This window comes from Saccharothrix australiensis (genome assembly GCF_003634935.1).
GTDB lineage: Bacteria > Actinomycetota > Actinomycetes > Mycobacteriales > Pseudonocardiaceae > Actinosynnema > Actinosynnema australiense.
Genome location: NZ_RBXO01000001.1, coordinates 1,609,129 through 1,623,479, shown reverse-complemented (window position 1 = coordinate 1,623,479; position 14,351 = coordinate 1,609,129). Strand labels below are relative to the sequence as shown.

Sequence of the window (14,351 nt, the reverse complement as noted above, 5' to 3'; positions counted from 1 at the left end):
CTGGTGGCCGGGTGTCCCCTGCCACGAACACGAAGGACGGTTGGCCTGTGACCGCCGAGGCACCGCGCGCCGGTCAGGCGCGGCAGACGATCACGTACGTCTTCCCGATCTACAACGAGGCCGGGAACATCGCGCTGCTGCACGAGACCGTGTCCAAGGTCGCCGAGGAGCTGGCCGACCGCTACGACGTCGGCTTCATCTACGTCGACGACGGCAGCAAGGACGACTCGCTGGTCCACCTCCAGGCGCTGGCCGACGCCGACGACCGGGTCACCGTGATCGAGCTGGCCCGCAACTTCGGCCACCAGATGGCGGTCACCGCCGGCCTGGACCTGGCCGACGCGGACGCCGTGATCATCATGGACAGCGACATGCAGGACCCGCCCCGCGTCAGCCTGGAGCTGGTCGAGAAGTGGGAGCAGGGCTACGAGGTCGTGTACGCGCAGCGGCGGTCCCGGCGGGACACGGCGTTCAAGAAGCTCACCGCGAGCGCGTTCTACTGGTTCCTGCGCAAGGTCGCCTCGATCGACATCCCGCGCAACACCGGCGACTTCCGGCTGATCGACCGCAAGGTGGTCGACGAGCTGCGCAAGTTCCGCGAGCGCGACCGCTTCCTGCGCGGCCTGGTCAGCTACATCGGCTTCCGGCAGACCGGCGTGCTGTTCGACCGGGACGAGCGGCACGCGGGCGTCACCGGCTACCCGCTGAGCAAGATGCTCCGGTTCGCGGCGGACGGCGTCCTGGGCTTCTCCGTCGCGCCGCTGCGGCTGATCAGCAGGCTCGGCTACTTCATCTCGTTCCTGAGCTTCCTCGGCATCCTCTACGTGGCGGGCGTGAAGCTGCTCGCCCCGGAGACGGCCGTGCCCGGCTGGGCGTTCATCACCATCGGCATGTTCTTCCTGGGCGGCATCCAGATCACCATGCTGGGCGTGCTGGGCAGCTACATCGGCCGCACCTACGCGCAGGCGCAGGGCCGCCCGCTGTACACCGTGGCGGCGGTGCGGACCGCCGCGAAACCGCTGCCCGCGACGACGGGCGCGGCGCGGTGAGGCCCGCCCTGGCCACCAAGGTCCGGTTCGGACTGGTGGGCGTCGCGAACACGCTGGTCGACGTGGTGTCGTACACGCTGCTGTCGCTCGCGGGCCTGCCGATGTTCGTGGCGAACCTGCTGTCCACCACCGCGGGCATGGCGTGCAGCTTCACGCTGAACCGCTCCTTCACGTTCCGCGCCCGGACCGGTGACGTGCGCACCCAGGTGGTGCTGTTCGTGCTGGTCACGGCGTTCGGCCTGTGGGTGGTGCAGCCGATCCTGATCAGCCTGACCAGCGGCGCGTTCGCGGGCACGCACGAGCTCGTCGCCCTGGTCGGGCCGAAGCTGGCCGCGCTCGTCTTCAACCTGGTGTGGAACTACACCCTCTACAACAGGCTGGTGTTCAGACAGAAGGAAACCGCCTGATGACGGACTTGATCACGCCGACCGCCACCACCGCGCCGAGCGCGGGGCCGGCCCGGCGGCGCTCGCCGCTGACCTCGGACTGGGCCCGCGCGTTCGCCCTGGTGTTCGCCTGGCACGCGGTGCTGACGGCGGTGGCCGTGCTGTTCCAGGGCACCCTGCCGATCGGCGAGGGCTACCCGGTGAAGGTGCTCGGGCCGGACGCGACCCTGCTGTCGCACACCTACCGGTGGGACTCCGAGAACTTCCACCAGATCGCCAACGGCGGCTACGCCAACGAGGCCACGCCGTGGGTGCACGCGTTCTACCCGTTCTTCCCGTTCTGCGTGTGGCTGCTGGAGACGATCACCTTCGGCAAGCTGGGCTTCCTGGCCGTCGGCATGATCGTCAACGGGATCGCGTCGTGGTGCGCGGCGACCGCGCTGCTCAAGATCGCCCGGCACTTCGTGACCGGCGAGCGGGCTGCCTGGCTGACCGTGGCGGCGTTCCTGACCGCGCCGACGGCGTTCTTCCTGCACGGCTTCTACAGCGAGGCGGTGTTCTGCGCGCTCGGGTTCTGGGCGTTCCTGTTCGCGCTGCGCAGGCAGTGGGTGTGGATGGGGCTGTGCCTGATCCCGCTGACCGCCACGCGCATCACCGCCGTGCTGTTCGTGGGGCTGTGCTTCCTGGAGTTCTTCCGGTCCAGGGACTGGAAGCTCCGCGGCCTGCTGTCGTGGCACCTGCTGTGGTTCCCGGCGGCGGGCCTGGGCGTCGTGGCGTACGCGGTGGTGCTCCAAGTCGTCACCGGTGACCCGCTGGCGATGTTCCACGCCTACGACACCGTGTCGACGTGGGGCTACCACGTCACGAACTTCAACATCCCCGGCACGCTGGCGACCGAGGTGTCGGCCTCGTGGGAGGCGCTGGCGAGCGGGCGGCCGAACAACTGGCAGGTGCTCAGCCACCTGCTGCCGCTGGTCGGGCTCGTGGTGCTGCTCGCGTCGTCGGTGTACGTGTTCGTGGCGCTGCGCAAGGACGGCATCCCGCTGGCCGCGTTCGGGCTGGCGTCGTTCGTCATGTTCACGCTGAACAGCAACGTGGTCTCGGTGCACCGGTACCTGTTGCCGTGCCTGGTGATCTACGTGGCGATGGTGCTGGCCGCGCAGCGCCGTCGCGCGCTGCGGCCGGTGCTGTACGGCTGGCTGTACACGACGACGCTGGTGCAGGCGGCGGTGTTCCTGTTCTTCGTCGCGGGGATCTGGGCGGGCTGAGCGGGTCCGCTCAGCCCTTGCGGCCCACCACGGCCAGCCCGGCGAACCGCTCGGGGCGGTCGGTCACGTCCTCGTGGGACGCCGGCCGCCACAGCGGCAGGTGCACGACGCCCGGCTCGACCGGTTCCCAGCCGGCGAGCAGCGCGCGGACCTCCTCCGTCGAGCGCATCGTCATCGGGGTCGCCGTGCGCTTGCGGTAGAGGTCCTGGTGGCTGTCGGCCGCCTCGGCGTCCTGGCCCTCGTGGGTGGCGTGCGAGACCACGAGGTGGCTGCCCGGCGGCACGGCGTCGCGGTAGGCGGCGACGACGTCGGCCGGCCGGTCCTCGTCCGGCACGAAGTGCAGCACCGCCACCATCATCACGGCGATCGGCTCGTCGAAGTCGAGCAGGCCGCGCACCTCCGGCGCGGCGAGGACGTCGCACGCGCGGCGCAGGTCCTCCTGCACCACGGCGGTCCGCCGGTCGTCGCCGAGGATGTTCCGGCTGTAGGTGACGGCGATCGGGTCGTGGTCGACGTAGACCACGCGCGCGTCCGGCGCCACCCTGCGGGCCACCTCGTGGACGTTGCCGACGGTCGGGATGCCCGAGCCGAGGTCGAGGAACTGCCGCACCCCGCGCGCGACGCAGTACTCCACGGCCCGGCGCAGGAAGGCCCGGTTGGCCTGCATGATCAGCGGCAGGTCCGGCCACAGCTCGACGGCCTTGCGCGCCATCTCGCGGTCGACCGCGAAGTTGTGCGCGCCGCCGAGGTAGTAGTCGTAGACCCGAGCCGCGCTCGGCCTGGTCAGGTCGATGTCCGGGCGCTCCCCCATGAGCACACCTTTCGTGCCGGCCGGTCGTGGGTGGCGGGTACCCCCACGCCCGCGCGATCGTTCGGGCGCACCCGGCCGGCCGTGCGGGGGGCCGGGCCGGGTGGGTCGGACGCGACGGTACGTCAGTGCGCCGGGCGGCCGTCGAGGCGGGCGTGCGGCGCGGGCGTCGACCGGCGTGCCAGGTGGCCGCGGCCGGGGTCCGGGCCGGGGCCCGCGGTGCGGGGGCCCGCCGGGGCGGTCCGCCCTGGTCGTCGGCTGTTCGACGTAGTATGCGGACCCGTACCCGCAACTCCGGGGAGGGGTCGAGGTGTCCGTCCGCGCCACGTGGTCCGACCTCCGCGCGTTGCACAACCGGGTCGACGCGAGCCTGGAGCGCGCGTTGCAGCGCCGGTTCCACTTCGGGATGTCGGAGTTCACGGCGCTGGGCGCGCTGCACGAGGCGCCCGGCGGCGAGCTGCGGATGCAGGAGCTGACCGGGGTCGTGGGGTTGAACCAGAGTTCGGTGAGCCGGCTGGTCGCCCGGCTGGAGCGGTCCGGCCTGACCACGCGGTACGTCTGCGAGACCGACCGGCGCGGTGTCTACAGCCGCATCACCGGCGAGGGGCGGGCGGTCTACCGCAGCGCGGGGCCCTTCTTCGAGGAGACGCTGGAGGCGGTCTTCGAGGAGGTCTCGGCCGATCCCGACCTCGGGCCGCTGCTGTCGAAGGTCCTCGCCTAGCACCCGTTCGCCACCCCGGATTGTCGTACCCGACGGGTAGAATTCGAACGTAAGTTCGATCTGCGAGGGGAGCCCGTCGTGGTCGTGGAACCGGTCAGCGTCACCGCGTTGTCGTTCACCGAGTACGTCATGAGCGGCCAGCGCGGCCGGATCAGCATCGTCTCCGAGCAACGGGACGTGTACCTGGGGTCGGACCCGTGGGTGTGCGGGTTCTACAACCCCGTGCGGGACGCGATGCGCCGCGCGGCGAACTCGCCCGACCCGGACGCCGAGCTGGACCGCGCGGTGCGTTCGGCGTCGCGCAACGGGCAGCTGCGGGCGTTCGAGGAGGTCCGGGCGGGTTTCCTGCCCTGGCTGAAGGCGACGCGGGCGACCGGCGTGCCGGTGTCGGCCACGCGGTGGTCGGCGGGCGAGCTGTCGCTGCGGGTGCGCCCGCACCTGGGCCTGCGGATGCCGGACGGCTCGACGGCGGCCGTGCTGGTGTACCTCAAGGAGCGGGAGATGACGCAGGAGTCGGCGAACGTGGGCCTGCGCATCCTCCAGCGCACGGTGGCGGACACCCTGCCCGGCGCGACACCGCTGGTGCTGGACGCGCGGCGGGGGCGGGCGTTCCGGATGGCCAAGCGGACGAACCTGGCGAAGCTGGACGCGCTGATCGCCGCCGAGGCCGCCGGGTACGTCGTGCACTGGCGCATGAGCGCGTAGCGCGGTCGGGCACCGCGCCGGGCGGAGGGGTTCCGCGCCGGGCGGAGGGGTTCCGCGCCGGGCGGAGAGGTTCCGCGCCCGACGGCGGCGGCACGCGGGTGGGCGCGCCGCCGTCCGGCACCGCCCGGCCGACCGGCCGCACCGCGCGGTACCGCCCCGGAGGCCGGCCGCACCGCGCGGTACCGCTCCGGAGGGCCGGCGACTGCCCGCGGCAGGCGCGCGGCCGAGCGCCGGCGGGTGTGCCGCGAAGTGCGGCGCCCGTCCGGCGGGGTTCAGCCGGTGAAACCCGCGGGGTCGTGCCGGAACTCACCGCCCACCACGGTCGCCAGCACGCCGATGTCGCCGATCGCCGACACCTCGCAGGTGCGCGGGTCGTCGTCCAGCACCACGAAGTCGGCCAGCTTGCCGGGCGTGATCGAGCCGAGCGAACCCTCGCGCCGGCACGCGTAGGCCGCCCCGAGCGTGTAGGCCGTGATGGCCTCCAGCACGCCCACCGCCTCGTCCGGGCCGACCGGCAGGCCGCTCCGGGAGCGCCGCTCCACCATGAACTGGATGGCGCGCAAGGGGTTCCCGTCCGCCACCGGCCGGTCCGAGCTGCCCGCCACCACCACGCCCCGGTCGAGGAACGCCCGACCCCGGTACAGCCACGGCGCGCGGTCCGGCCCCATGATCGCCGAGTAGTCGTCGCCGTAGGCCCACAGGAACGTCGGCTGCACGACCGGCGTCACGCCCAGCGCCGCGATCCGGTCGAGCTGGTCCGGCCGCACCAGCCCGCAGTGCTCCACGCGGTGCCGCGCGTCGGGTCGCGGCACGGCCCTCCGCGCCTCCGCCAGCGCGTCCAGGGCGAAGTCCACGGCCCGGTCGCCGATGGCGTGCACCGCCAACTGCCAGCCCGCCGCGTGGCCGTCGAGGATGGCCGCCCGCATCACCTCCGGGTCGTCCTGCCACTGCCCGACGCCGCCGACGCCCAGGTACGGCTCGGTCAGCGCCGCCGTCCGGGCGATCATGCCGCCGTCGGTCCACAGCTTCAGCGCGCCGATGGACAGCCAGTCGTCGCCCAGGCCGGTGCGCAGGCCCAGCGGCAGGGCACGGCGCACCCCGTCGGTCTCGTGCGCCCGCACCTCGCGCAGCTCGCCGGCCGACACCATCAGCTGCACCCGGATCGGCAGCGGTTCCCGTTGGTACGCCGCGACTTCCAGCGGGCTGCTGCCGATCAGCCCCGTCCCGACCCCGGCCTCGGCGGCGAACACGACGCCCTCGCGCAGGCACTGCTCCGCGCCCAGCCGGACGTCCGAGGCGATGTCGGCCAACGAGTACGGCAGCATCAGCGCCCGCACCGCCGACTGCGCGCCCTCCGCCAGGAAGCCGGTCGGCACGCCCTCGTCGTCCCGCTCGACGTCGCGCAGCACGGCGTCCGGCAGCAGCCCGACCACGTCGCTGCTCACCACGCACGCGTGCCCGGACAGGTCCTGCACGTACACGCGCGGTCCCACCGCGTCCAGGTCGCGGGCCGTCAGCGGCCGGTCCAGGACGCGGTGGTCGTAGCCGGCGACCTCCAGCCACTTCGCGCGCTCGGCTTCCCGAAGCCGGTCCAGCACCTGCGCGACGGTCGCGCACCCGGTGACGTCCGTCGTCCGCGAGGCGCGCCCGGCCCACGCCAGGTGGTTGTGCGCGTCGACGAAACCGGGCAGCACCACCGCGCCGCCCAGGTCGACGACCTGCCGCGCGGGCAGGTCCGCCACGTCGTCCAGGCCGACGACCCGACCACCCCACACGCCCGCGGTCGACGCGGCGGGACGCGTGGCGTCCAGGGTCAGGAACCGACCGCCGACCAACTTCACGTCGAGGATCACTCGTGCAGGCTACCCAGCACCGGTTAGGTTAGGTTCGGGTAACTTAGGCGCGCCTAAACGAGGAGGACTCCCCATGCGGGTCGTCATGTTCGGCTACCAGACCTGGGGGCACCGCACTCTCCAGGCGCTCCTGGACTCCGAGCACGAGGTGGCGCTGGTCGTCACCCACCCCAAGAGCGACCACGCCTACGAGCGGATCTGGAGCGACTCGGTCGCCGACCTCGCCACCGAGCACGGCGTCGAGGTCGTCATCCGCAACCGCCCGGACGACGACGAGCTGTTCCACAAGCTCAAGGAGGTCGCGCCGGACGTCATCGTGGCCACCAACTGGCGCACCTGGATCCCGCCGCACATCTTCTCCCTGCCACCGCGCGGCACGCTGAACGTGCACGACTCGCTGCTGCCCGCCTACGCGGGCTTCTCGCCGCTGATCTGGGCGTTGATCAACGACGAGAAGGAGGTCGGCGTCACCGCGCACATGATGGACGAGACCCTCGACGCGGGCGACATCGTGCTCCAGCGCGCCGTGCCGGTCGGGCCGCGCGACACCACCGCCGACCTGTTCCACAAGACGCTGGAGCTGTTCGGCCCGATCACCGTCGACGGCCTGGCCGAGATCGCCAAGGGGCGCACGGACTTCACCAAGCAGGACCGCTCGAAGGCCAGCTTCTTCCACAAGCGCGCCGAGGAGGACCTGCGCATCGACTGGACGTGGGAAGCCGAGGAGCTGGACCGCCTGGTCCGCGCCCAGTGCGCCCCGTACCCCAGCGCGTTCGCGTTCCACAAGGGCAAGCGCCTGGAGATCGTCGAGGCCGAGGTGTCGCAGGCCCGCTACGGCGGCACGCCGGGCCGCATCTTCTACCGGGAGGGCGACGGCGTGGCGATCGTCGCCGGCGCGGAGGCCCGCCGGGGCCGCAACCACGCGCTGCTGGTGAAGCGCGTCCGCACCGAGGACGGCCGGGAGCTGCCCGCCGCGGAGTACTTCACGCACATGGGCGGGTACCTCACCAGCCGACCCTGACCGTCACCGGGGCGGTGGTCCCGCCGTGACCGCGATCGCTGATCATGGGTGCCATGAGCCGGAAGCGGTCGACGACCTGGGCAAGCGTGGCGGTGCTGATCCTGCTGGTGGCGATCGGCTACTACCTGACCCGGCACCAGGAGTCGACCCCTCCGGGCCAGGCGCCGTCGGCGACGGGGCTGCCGCCGGGACGGGACGCGGCGGCGCGGCTGGCGGCGCTCACCATCGCGCCCGAGGGCCGCATGACCGGTTACAGCCGGGACCGCTTCCCGCACTGGAGCGCCCAGGGCGACTCCTGCGACACGCGGGAGGTCGTGCTGCAACGCCAGGGGACCGACGTGCGCCGGGACGCGGCGTGCAAAGCCACCTCGGGCACGTGGGTCAGCGCGTACGACGGCGTGACGATCACCGAGGCGGGCAAGCTCGACATCGACCACACCGTCGCGCTGGCGGAGGCGTGGCGCTCCGGCGCGGACAAGTGGACCGACGAGCAGCGCCAGAAGTTCGCCAACGACCTCGGCGGCGCGCAGCTGGTCGCCGTCTCGGCCACCAGCAACCGGGCGAAGGGCGACCAGGACCCCGCCAAGTGGAAGCCGCCGCTGGAGTCGTACTGGTGCACCTACGCGGACAACTGGATCTCGGTGAAGACCGCCTACGGGCTGACCGTCGACCAGGCGGAGCACGACGCGCTGGCCGCGATGATCGCGCGCTGCCCGGCGTGAGCGCTCAGGGCCGCAACGACTGGAGCTGGTCGACCAGGTCGGTGTGCGCCTCGGTCCGGCGCACCCAGGCCGCCGAGCCGGACCCGGCCGACGGCGGCTCGCCCAGCGGGTCGACCGCCGTCGTCACCCCGTACTCCAGCCGGTAGGCGATCAGGCCGGTGGCCGCCCGGACCCACGGCGCGGGGTCCGGCGCGGTGATCTCGCCCAGCCCGACCCGGAACCAGACCGGCAGCCGGGTGTCGGCGGCCAGCGCGCGCTCCAGCCGCCGGGCGGCGATGTCCCAGACCTCCTCGCGGGCCTTCTCCCCGGCGAGCACCGCGTCCTGCCGCCGGGGGTCCTCGGCGGCGGCGGTGTCCGCGTCCAACCGGGCGGCGGCCTCCTGCGCGCCGCCCTCCCGCGCGTCGATCTGCCAGTCCAGCTGGTGCACCTCGTGCTCCAGCGCGTCCCGCTCGAACCGCGGCATCCGCCCGGCGGCCAACCGGGCGCGCCCGGCGTCGCGCCGCTGCTTCAGCTCGTCGTACTCGGCGACCTCCTGCCGCAGCTCGGCGCGCACCGAGTCGGCGAGCACCTCCTGCTCGGCCTCCCACGCCGCGCGCAGCGCCGCCACGACGTCGGCGATCTCGTCGGTCACGGCGTCGAAGTCCTCGTCCGGCCCGGAACCGGCGCCGGCCAGCCGCCGTTCGAGCACGTGCAGCCGCGCGCCGACCCGCCCCAGCTCGGCGGTCAGCAGCTGGACCTGCGTGACGAGTTCGGCGACCGTGGGCTCGACCGCGTCGAGCCGCTCCTTCTCGGTGGGCACGGGGCCCAGCCAACCCCGGGTGCCGGCCGCGGTCGGCCGCGTGCCGGGAAAACCACGCGGACGGTCCGGCACAAACCCCCGTGCAGGTCAACGGAGCATCACCGAAAGTGACCAAGGATAAACATCGACCCAACGGTGTATGCCTGATACATGTCGACATCGGTGCACGAGACGGAACGCAAGTACGAGGCGCCCACCGGTGCGGCGCTGCCGGACCTGGCCGACCTCCCCGGCGTCGCCGCCGCGGCGGGCCCGGAGGAGCTGCGGCTGGAAGCCGTCTACTACGACACCGCCGACCTGCGCCTCGCCCGCGCCGGGCTGACGCTGCGCAGGCGCACCGGCGGCGACGACGCGGGCTGGCACCTGAAGCTCCCGGTCGACGCGGACACCCGCGAGGAGGTCCGCCTCCCACCGGGACGGGCGGCCAAGCACCCGCCGAAGGAGCTCGGCGCGCTGGTCCAGGTGCACGCCAGGGGCGACGAGCTGGCGCCGGTGGCCCGCATCCGGACCACGCGGCAGCGCTGGCAGCTCGTCGACGACCGCGGCGACCTGCTCGCCGAGGTGGTCGAGGACCTGGTGTCGGCGCAGGACGTCGCGGACGAGTCCGTCGACAGCTGGCGCGAGGTCGAGGTCGAGCTGGGCGAGCGCGGCGACACCGCGCTGCTGGACGTCGTGGAGGAGCGGCTGGCGCGGGCGGGCATCGTCCGGTCGACGTCGTCGGCCAAGCTGACCCGCCTCCTGGCCGGCCGCATCGCGCCGCGCCCGCCCGCGCCGCGCACCGGCAAGACCGCCGGCGACGTCGTCCTGGCGTACCTGCGGGAGCAGGCGGACGCCCTCAAGCAGCAGGACCCCCGGGTGCGCCGCAAGGAGCACGACGCGGTGCACGGGATGCGGGTGGCGACGCGCCGGATGCGCAGCGCGCTCCAGGCGTTCGGCAAGGTCGTGGACCGCGAGCGGACCCGCGCGCTCACCGACGAGCTGAAGTGGATCGCCGGTGTGCTGGGCGAGGCGCGCGACGCCGAGGTGATGCGCGCCGGGTTCGAGCACAACGTCGCCGAGCTGGACCCCGACCTCGTCCTCGGCTCCGTCTCCGCCGAGCTGACCCGGCACTTCGCGCCCCTGGAGGCGGACGCGCACCGCTCGGCCACCGCCGCGATGGACAGCCGCCGCTACTTCGCCCTGCTGGACGCCGTGGACGCGCTGCTCGCCGACCCGCCACTGACGCCGCTCGCCGCCGGCAAGGCGAAGAAGGTCCTGCCCCCGCTCATCGCCAAGACCTACCGCCGCCTGGCGCGCAACGCCGAGCACGCCCACGACGACGAGTCGCTGCACGAGTCCCGCAAGGCCGCCAAGCGCCTGCGGTACGCCGTGGAGGCGGTCGAGCCGCTGTACGGCAAGAGCGCCAGGAAGTACCGCAAGCGCCTCAAGGACCTCCAGACCCTGTTGGGCGACCACCAGGACAGCGTGGTGGCCCGGCCGGTGCTGCGCGAACTCGGCGGCCAGGCCCACCTCGACAACGCCAACGGCTTCACCTTCGGCCTGCTCTACGGCATGGAGGTGGCGAAGTCGCAACGGGTCGAGGAGCGCTTCCCGGCCGCGTGGCGTGCGCTCGGCAAGCCGAAGTTCGCCTAATTGGTCTGGACCTTGACACCTCCCGGTCCGGCTGTAACGGTGGCCGGAGCCTGGTGAGCCGCGGCGAGCCAGGGGGACGTCCGTGCCCGGGACCGAAGGAAGCCAGCAGCGCCGGCCGGCGCGGAACCAGTCGAGCACCCGCCGTCCCGCTCCCGTTCGGCGCGCCGGGCACGGCCGGGCAGGCGCGGGCGACACCCGGAGACAGCCTTGCAGCACATCGTGCCCGCCCCGGTCGAGGTCACGCCGAACCCGGGCGCCACCCACACTCTCACCGCCGACACGCGCATCCACACCGAGCCCGGCTCCCCGGAGGCCGCCCGGGTCGGCGAGCACCTCGCCGACGTCCTGCGCCCGTCCACCGGCTACCGGCTGCCGGTCGGGCCGGACGCGTCCGGCCACGGGATCTCCCTGCTGCTGACCGGCGCGGACGCGCGCGTCGGCGAGGAGGGCTACCAGCTCGACGTGACCGGGCAGGAGGTGGTGGTCCGCGCGCGGACGGCGGCCGGCCTGTTCGCGGGCGTGCAGACGCTCCGCCAACTGCTGCCCGCCGAGGTGGAGTCGAAGACCCGGCGGCCCGGCCCGTGGACCGTGCCCGGCGGCCGGGTGCTCGACCACCCGCGCTACGAGCACCGCGGCGCGATGCTCGACGTGGCGCGGCACTTCTTCGGCGTCGACGAGGTCAAGCGCTACATCGACCTGATCGCGCAGTACAAGCTGAACCGCCTGCACCTGCACCTCACCGACGACCAGGGCTGGCGGCTGGAGATCAAGAGCCGACCGCGCCTGGCGGAGCACGGCGGCAGCACGCAGGTCGGCGGCGGCCCCGGCGGGCACTACACGCAGGAGCAGTACCGGGAACTCGTGGCCTACGCGGCCTCCCGGCACATCACGGTGATCCCGGAGATCGACCTGCCGGGCCACACCAACGCCGCGCTCGCCTCGTACGCCGAGCTGAACTGCGACGGCGTCGCGCCGGCGCTCTACACGGGCACCGAGGTGGGCTTCAGCTCCCTGTGCATCGACAAGGACGTCACCTACGAGTTCCTCGACGACGTGCTGCGCGAGGTCGCGGCGCTCACGCCCGGTCCGTACCTGCACATCGGCGGCGACGAGGCGTTCAAGACCACGGACCCGGACTTCATCGCGTTCATGGACCGGGTCCTGCCGCTGGTGGCGAAGCACGGCAAGACCGCGGTCGGCTGGCACGAGTTCGTGAAGGCCACACCGCCCGCGTCGGCGGTGGTGCAGTTCTGGGGCACGAAGGAGGTCGCGCCGGACGTGGTGGCCGCCGCCGCGCGGGGCAACCGGGTCGTGCTGTCGCCGGCCACGAAGGCGTACCTGGACATGAAGTACGACGCGGACACGCCGCTCGGCCTGGACTGGGCCGGCCACACCGACGTCGAGGACGCGTACGACTGGGACCCCGGCGCGTTCGTCCGGGACCTGCCCGAGTCGGCCGTGCTCGGCGTCGAGGCTCCACTGTGGACGGAGACGGTGGCGACGCCGGCGGACCTGGAGCACCTGGCCTTCCCGCGCCTGCCCGCGATCGCCGAGGTGGCGTGGTCGCCGCGGCGGACCCACGACTGGGAGGGTTTCCGCCGCCGCCTCGCCGCGCAGGCGCCGCGCTGGCGGGCGCAGGGCGTGAACTTCCACCGGTCGCCTCAGGTCCCCTGGCAGGACTAGGCCCCGATGGGCGGGGCGGCGGCCGACGCGCCGCCTCCCCGCCCGCCGTCAGGGCAGGCGCCGGCCCTGTCCCCCGGCCGAGTAGCTCACCAGCAGGCTCTTGGTCCGCTGGTAGTGGTCCAGCAGCGCGCGGCGGTCCTCGTGGCCGGTGCCGGACAGCAGGCAGCCGCCGAACGCCGCGCCCGCCGGGTAGGGGTGGTAGTCGTTCACCCACACCCTGGCCGCCCGGATCTCGCGGCCGGCGCGGTACGCGGTGGCCCCGTCCCGCGACCACACGCCCGCGCCCGGCCCGCACGGGGTGTCGTTGGCGATCTTCAGGGCGTCGGCGAAGTCGTCGAACCGGGTCACCGACACGACCGGTCCGAGGATCTCCTCCCGGAACACCCGCATCCGGTGGTCGCCCTCGAAGATCGTCGGGGTGACGTAGTACCCGCCGGACAGCGCGCCGCCGAGGTCGGCGCGCCCGCCGCCGCACACGAGCCGCGCGCCCTCCCGCTCGCCGATGTCGATGTACGACAGCACCCTCGTCAACCGGTCGACGCTGACCTGCGCGCCGATCATGGTGTCGGTGTCCAGCGGGTCGCCCTGGCGGATGGCCTCGGTGCGCTCGGTGGCGTCGGCCAGGAACCGGTCGTAGACCGACGCCTGGATCAGCGCCCGCGACGGGCACGTGCCCGCCTCGCCCTGGTTGCGGGCGAACCCGGTGAAGCCCTCCAACGCCTTGTCGTAGAAGGCGTCCCGCCGCGCGGCCACGTCGGCGAAGAAGATGTTCGGGCTCCTCCCGCCCGGCTCCGGCGCCACCGCGGCCGGGTCCTCCGCGACCGGCCACCCGGCGGACGCCCCGCCGGCGCACGAGACCATCGCGACGCGCCGCGACGAGGCGAGCGACCTGCCCGCCTCCTCCCCGAACCCGTTCACGACGTTCACCACGCCCGGCGGCAGCAGGTCCCCGATCAGCCCCATCAGCACGTGGACGGACGCCGGGGTCTGCTCGGCGGGCTTGAGCACCACCGCGTTGCCCGCCGCCAGGGCGGGTGCGAGCTCCGAGGCGGCCGTCAGCAGCGGGAAGTTCCACGGGAGGAGCCGGCCGACCACGCCGAGCGGCTCCGGGAAGTGGTACGCCACCAGGTCCTCGCCGACCTGCGAGATGCCGCCCTCCTGCGCCCGGATCGCGCCCGCGAAGCAGCGGAACCGGTCGACGGCCTGCGGCAGGTCGACGGCCAGGGACTCCCGGACCGGCTTGCCGTTCTCCCACGTCTCGGCGACGGCGAGGGCCTCCAGGTGGTCCTCCACCCGGTCGGCGATCTCGTTGAGCACGTTCGCCCGCTCGGCGGCCGACGTGCGGCCCCACGCCCGCGCCGCGCCGTGCGCCGCGTCCAGCGCCCGTTCCACGTCCTCGGCGGTGCCGCGCGCGACCTCCGTGAAGACCTCGCCGGTCACCGGGGACGGGTCGGCGAAGTAGGCGCCCCGCGCGGGCGGGACGTGTTCGCCGCCGATGAAGTGGTCGTACCGCTCGCGGTAGGACACCACGCTGCCCGGCCGGCCGGGTGCCGCGTACTTCGCCATCCTGCTCCGCCTCCGAGTCGTCGCCTCGATCGCCGGGTGAAGGTAGGGAGCGCGACGTTGCAGTCACGTTGCACCCGATCGGGGTAGGACCGGCTTGCCGACGCGGGCGACCGGCCGTCATCCTGGGGTGCTCAGGAG

At 73.4% G+C, this 14,351-nt stretch carries 13 protein-coding genes; 9 read left to right on the top strand and 4 right to left on the bottom strand.

The genetic code is table 11. The features are described 5' to 3' along the window. Positions 1 to 47 precede the first annotated feature (47 nt). Genes C8E97_RS07660 through C8E97_RS07650 form a run of 3 tightly spaced genes read left to right on the top strand, consistent with a single transcriptional unit; the run spans position 48 to position 2,703 of the window. Positions 48 to 1,049, top strand: coding sequence for a glycosyltransferase family 2 protein (locus C8E97_RS07660; RefSeq protein WP_121002962.1), 1,002 nt, complete (start codon positions 48 to 50; stop codon positions 1,047 to 1,049). Further along, on the top strand, positions 1,046 to 1,456 hold the full coding sequence (locus C8E97_RS07655) for a GtrA family protein (RefSeq protein WP_121002960.1): 411 nt from the start codon (positions 1,046 to 1,048) through the stop codon (positions 1,454 to 1,456). The genes C8E97_RS07660 and C8E97_RS07655 overlap by 4 nt, the downstream gene beginning before the upstream one ends. Further along, on the top strand, positions 1,456 to 2,703 hold the full coding sequence (locus tag C8E97_RS07650) for a mannosyltransferase family protein (RefSeq protein WP_121002958.1): 1,248 nt from the start codon (positions 1,456 to 1,458) through the stop codon (positions 2,701 to 2,703). The genes C8E97_RS07655 and C8E97_RS07650 overlap by 1 nt, the downstream gene beginning before the upstream one ends. Before the next feature lie 10 nt (positions 2,704 to 2,713). On the opposite strand, the gene C8E97_RS07645 is transcribed toward C8E97_RS07650, so the two are convergent. Then, a complete protein-coding gene (locus C8E97_RS07645; RefSeq protein ID WP_121002956.1) occupies positions 2,714 to 3,514 on the bottom strand; it encodes an SAM-dependent methyltransferase in 801 nt (266 codons plus the stop codon). Positions 3,515 to 3,821: 307 nt separating this feature from the next. Between C8E97_RS07645 and C8E97_RS07640 the strand changes: the two genes are divergently transcribed. Together C8E97_RS07640 and C8E97_RS07635 are read left to right on the top strand one after the other, a co-directional pair. Continuing rightward, positions 3,822 to 4,232, top strand: a complete 411-nt coding sequence (locus C8E97_RS07640) for a MarR family winged helix-turn-helix transcriptional regulator (protein WP_121002954.1) — start codon at positions 3,822 to 3,824, stop codon at positions 4,230 to 4,232. Between the two features lie 78 nt (positions 4,233 to 4,310). Then, on the top strand, positions 4,311 to 4,937 hold the full coding sequence (locus C8E97_RS07635; RefSeq protein WP_121002951.1) for a hypothetical protein: 627 nt from the start codon (positions 4,311 to 4,313) through the stop codon (positions 4,935 to 4,937). Positions 4,938 to 5,209: 272 nt separating this feature from the next. On the opposite strand, the gene C8E97_RS07630 is transcribed toward C8E97_RS07635, so the two are convergent. After that, entirely contained in the window at positions 5,210 to 6,790 is a 1,581-nt protein-coding gene (locus tag C8E97_RS07630; protein WP_121002949.1) for an amidohydrolase, read from the bottom strand. 73 nt (positions 6,791 to 6,863) lie between these two features. Here C8E97_RS07630 and C8E97_RS07625 point away from each other — a divergent pair, with 73 nt between their 5' ends. After that, positions 6,864 to 7,811 carry a methionyl-tRNA formyltransferase gene (locus tag C8E97_RS07625; protein ID WP_121002947.1) on the top strand — a complete coding sequence of 316 codons (948 nt, stop codon included), beginning with the start codon at positions 6,864 to 6,866 and terminating at the stop codon, positions 7,809 to 7,811. Between the two features lie 53 nt (positions 7,812 to 7,864). Beyond that, on the top strand, positions 7,865 to 8,533 hold the full coding sequence (locus C8E97_RS07620; RefSeq protein ID WP_121002944.1) for an HNH endonuclease family protein: 669 nt from the start codon (positions 7,865 to 7,867) through the stop codon (positions 8,531 to 8,533). Positions 8,534 to 8,537: 4 nt separating this feature from the next. Here C8E97_RS07620 and C8E97_RS07615 read toward each other — a convergent pair whose 3' ends face one another. Next, positions 8,538 to 9,332, bottom strand: a complete 795-nt coding sequence (locus tag C8E97_RS07615; RefSeq protein ID WP_121002942.1) for a hypothetical protein — start codon at positions 9,330 to 9,332, stop codon at positions 8,538 to 8,540. Positions 9,333 to 9,482: 150 nt separating this feature from the next. On the opposite strand from C8E97_RS07615, the gene C8E97_RS07610 reads away from it, so the two are divergent. After that, on the top strand, positions 9,483 to 10,964 hold the full coding sequence (locus C8E97_RS07610; RefSeq protein ID WP_121002939.1) for a CYTH and CHAD domain-containing protein: 1,482 nt from the start codon (positions 9,483 to 9,485) through the stop codon (positions 10,962 to 10,964). Positions 10,965 to 11,171: 207 nt separating this feature from the next. Then, positions 11,172 to 12,647: a beta-N-acetylhexosaminidase gene (locus C8E97_RS07605; protein WP_121002937.1), complete on the top strand. Its 1,476-nt coding sequence runs from the start codon at positions 11,172 to 11,174 to the stop codon at positions 12,645 to 12,647. A gap of 48 nt (positions 12,648 to 12,695) precedes the next feature. Here the strand turns inward: C8E97_RS07605 and C8E97_RS07600 are convergent, their stop codons facing one another. Then, a complete protein-coding gene (locus C8E97_RS07600) occupies positions 12,696 to 14,213 on the bottom strand; it encodes an aldehyde dehydrogenase family protein (RefSeq protein WP_121002935.1) in 1,518 nt (505 codons plus the stop codon). Between the last annotated feature and the right edge of the window lie 138 nt (positions 14,214 to 14,351).

What these genes read in the sequence shown, in the direction of transcription:
- C8E97_RS07625 (WP_121002947.1), top strand. Translation starts at nt 6,864, where the DNA reads ATGCGGGTCGTCATGTTCGGCTACCAGACCTGGGGGCACCGCACTCTC.
- C8E97_RS07600 (WP_121002935.1), bottom strand. Translation starts at nt 14,213, where the DNA reads ATGGCGAAGTACGCGGCACCCGGCCGGCCGGGCAGCGTGGTGTCCTAC.
- C8E97_RS07650 (WP_121002958.1), top strand. Translation starts at nt 1,456, where the DNA reads ATGACGGACTTGATCACGCCGACCGCCACCACCGCGCCGAGCGCGGGG.
- C8E97_RS07620 (WP_121002944.1), top strand. Translation starts at nt 7,865, where the DNA reads ATGAGCCGGAAGCGGTCGACGACCTGGGCAAGCGTGGCGGTGCTGATC.
- C8E97_RS07610 (WP_121002939.1), top strand. Translation starts at nt 9,483, where the DNA reads ATGTCGACATCGGTGCACGAGACGGAACGCAAGTACGAGGCGCCCACC.
- C8E97_RS07645 (WP_121002956.1), bottom strand. Translation starts at nt 3,514, where the DNA reads ATGGGGGAGCGCCCGGACATCGACCTGACCAGGCCGAGCGCGGCTCGG.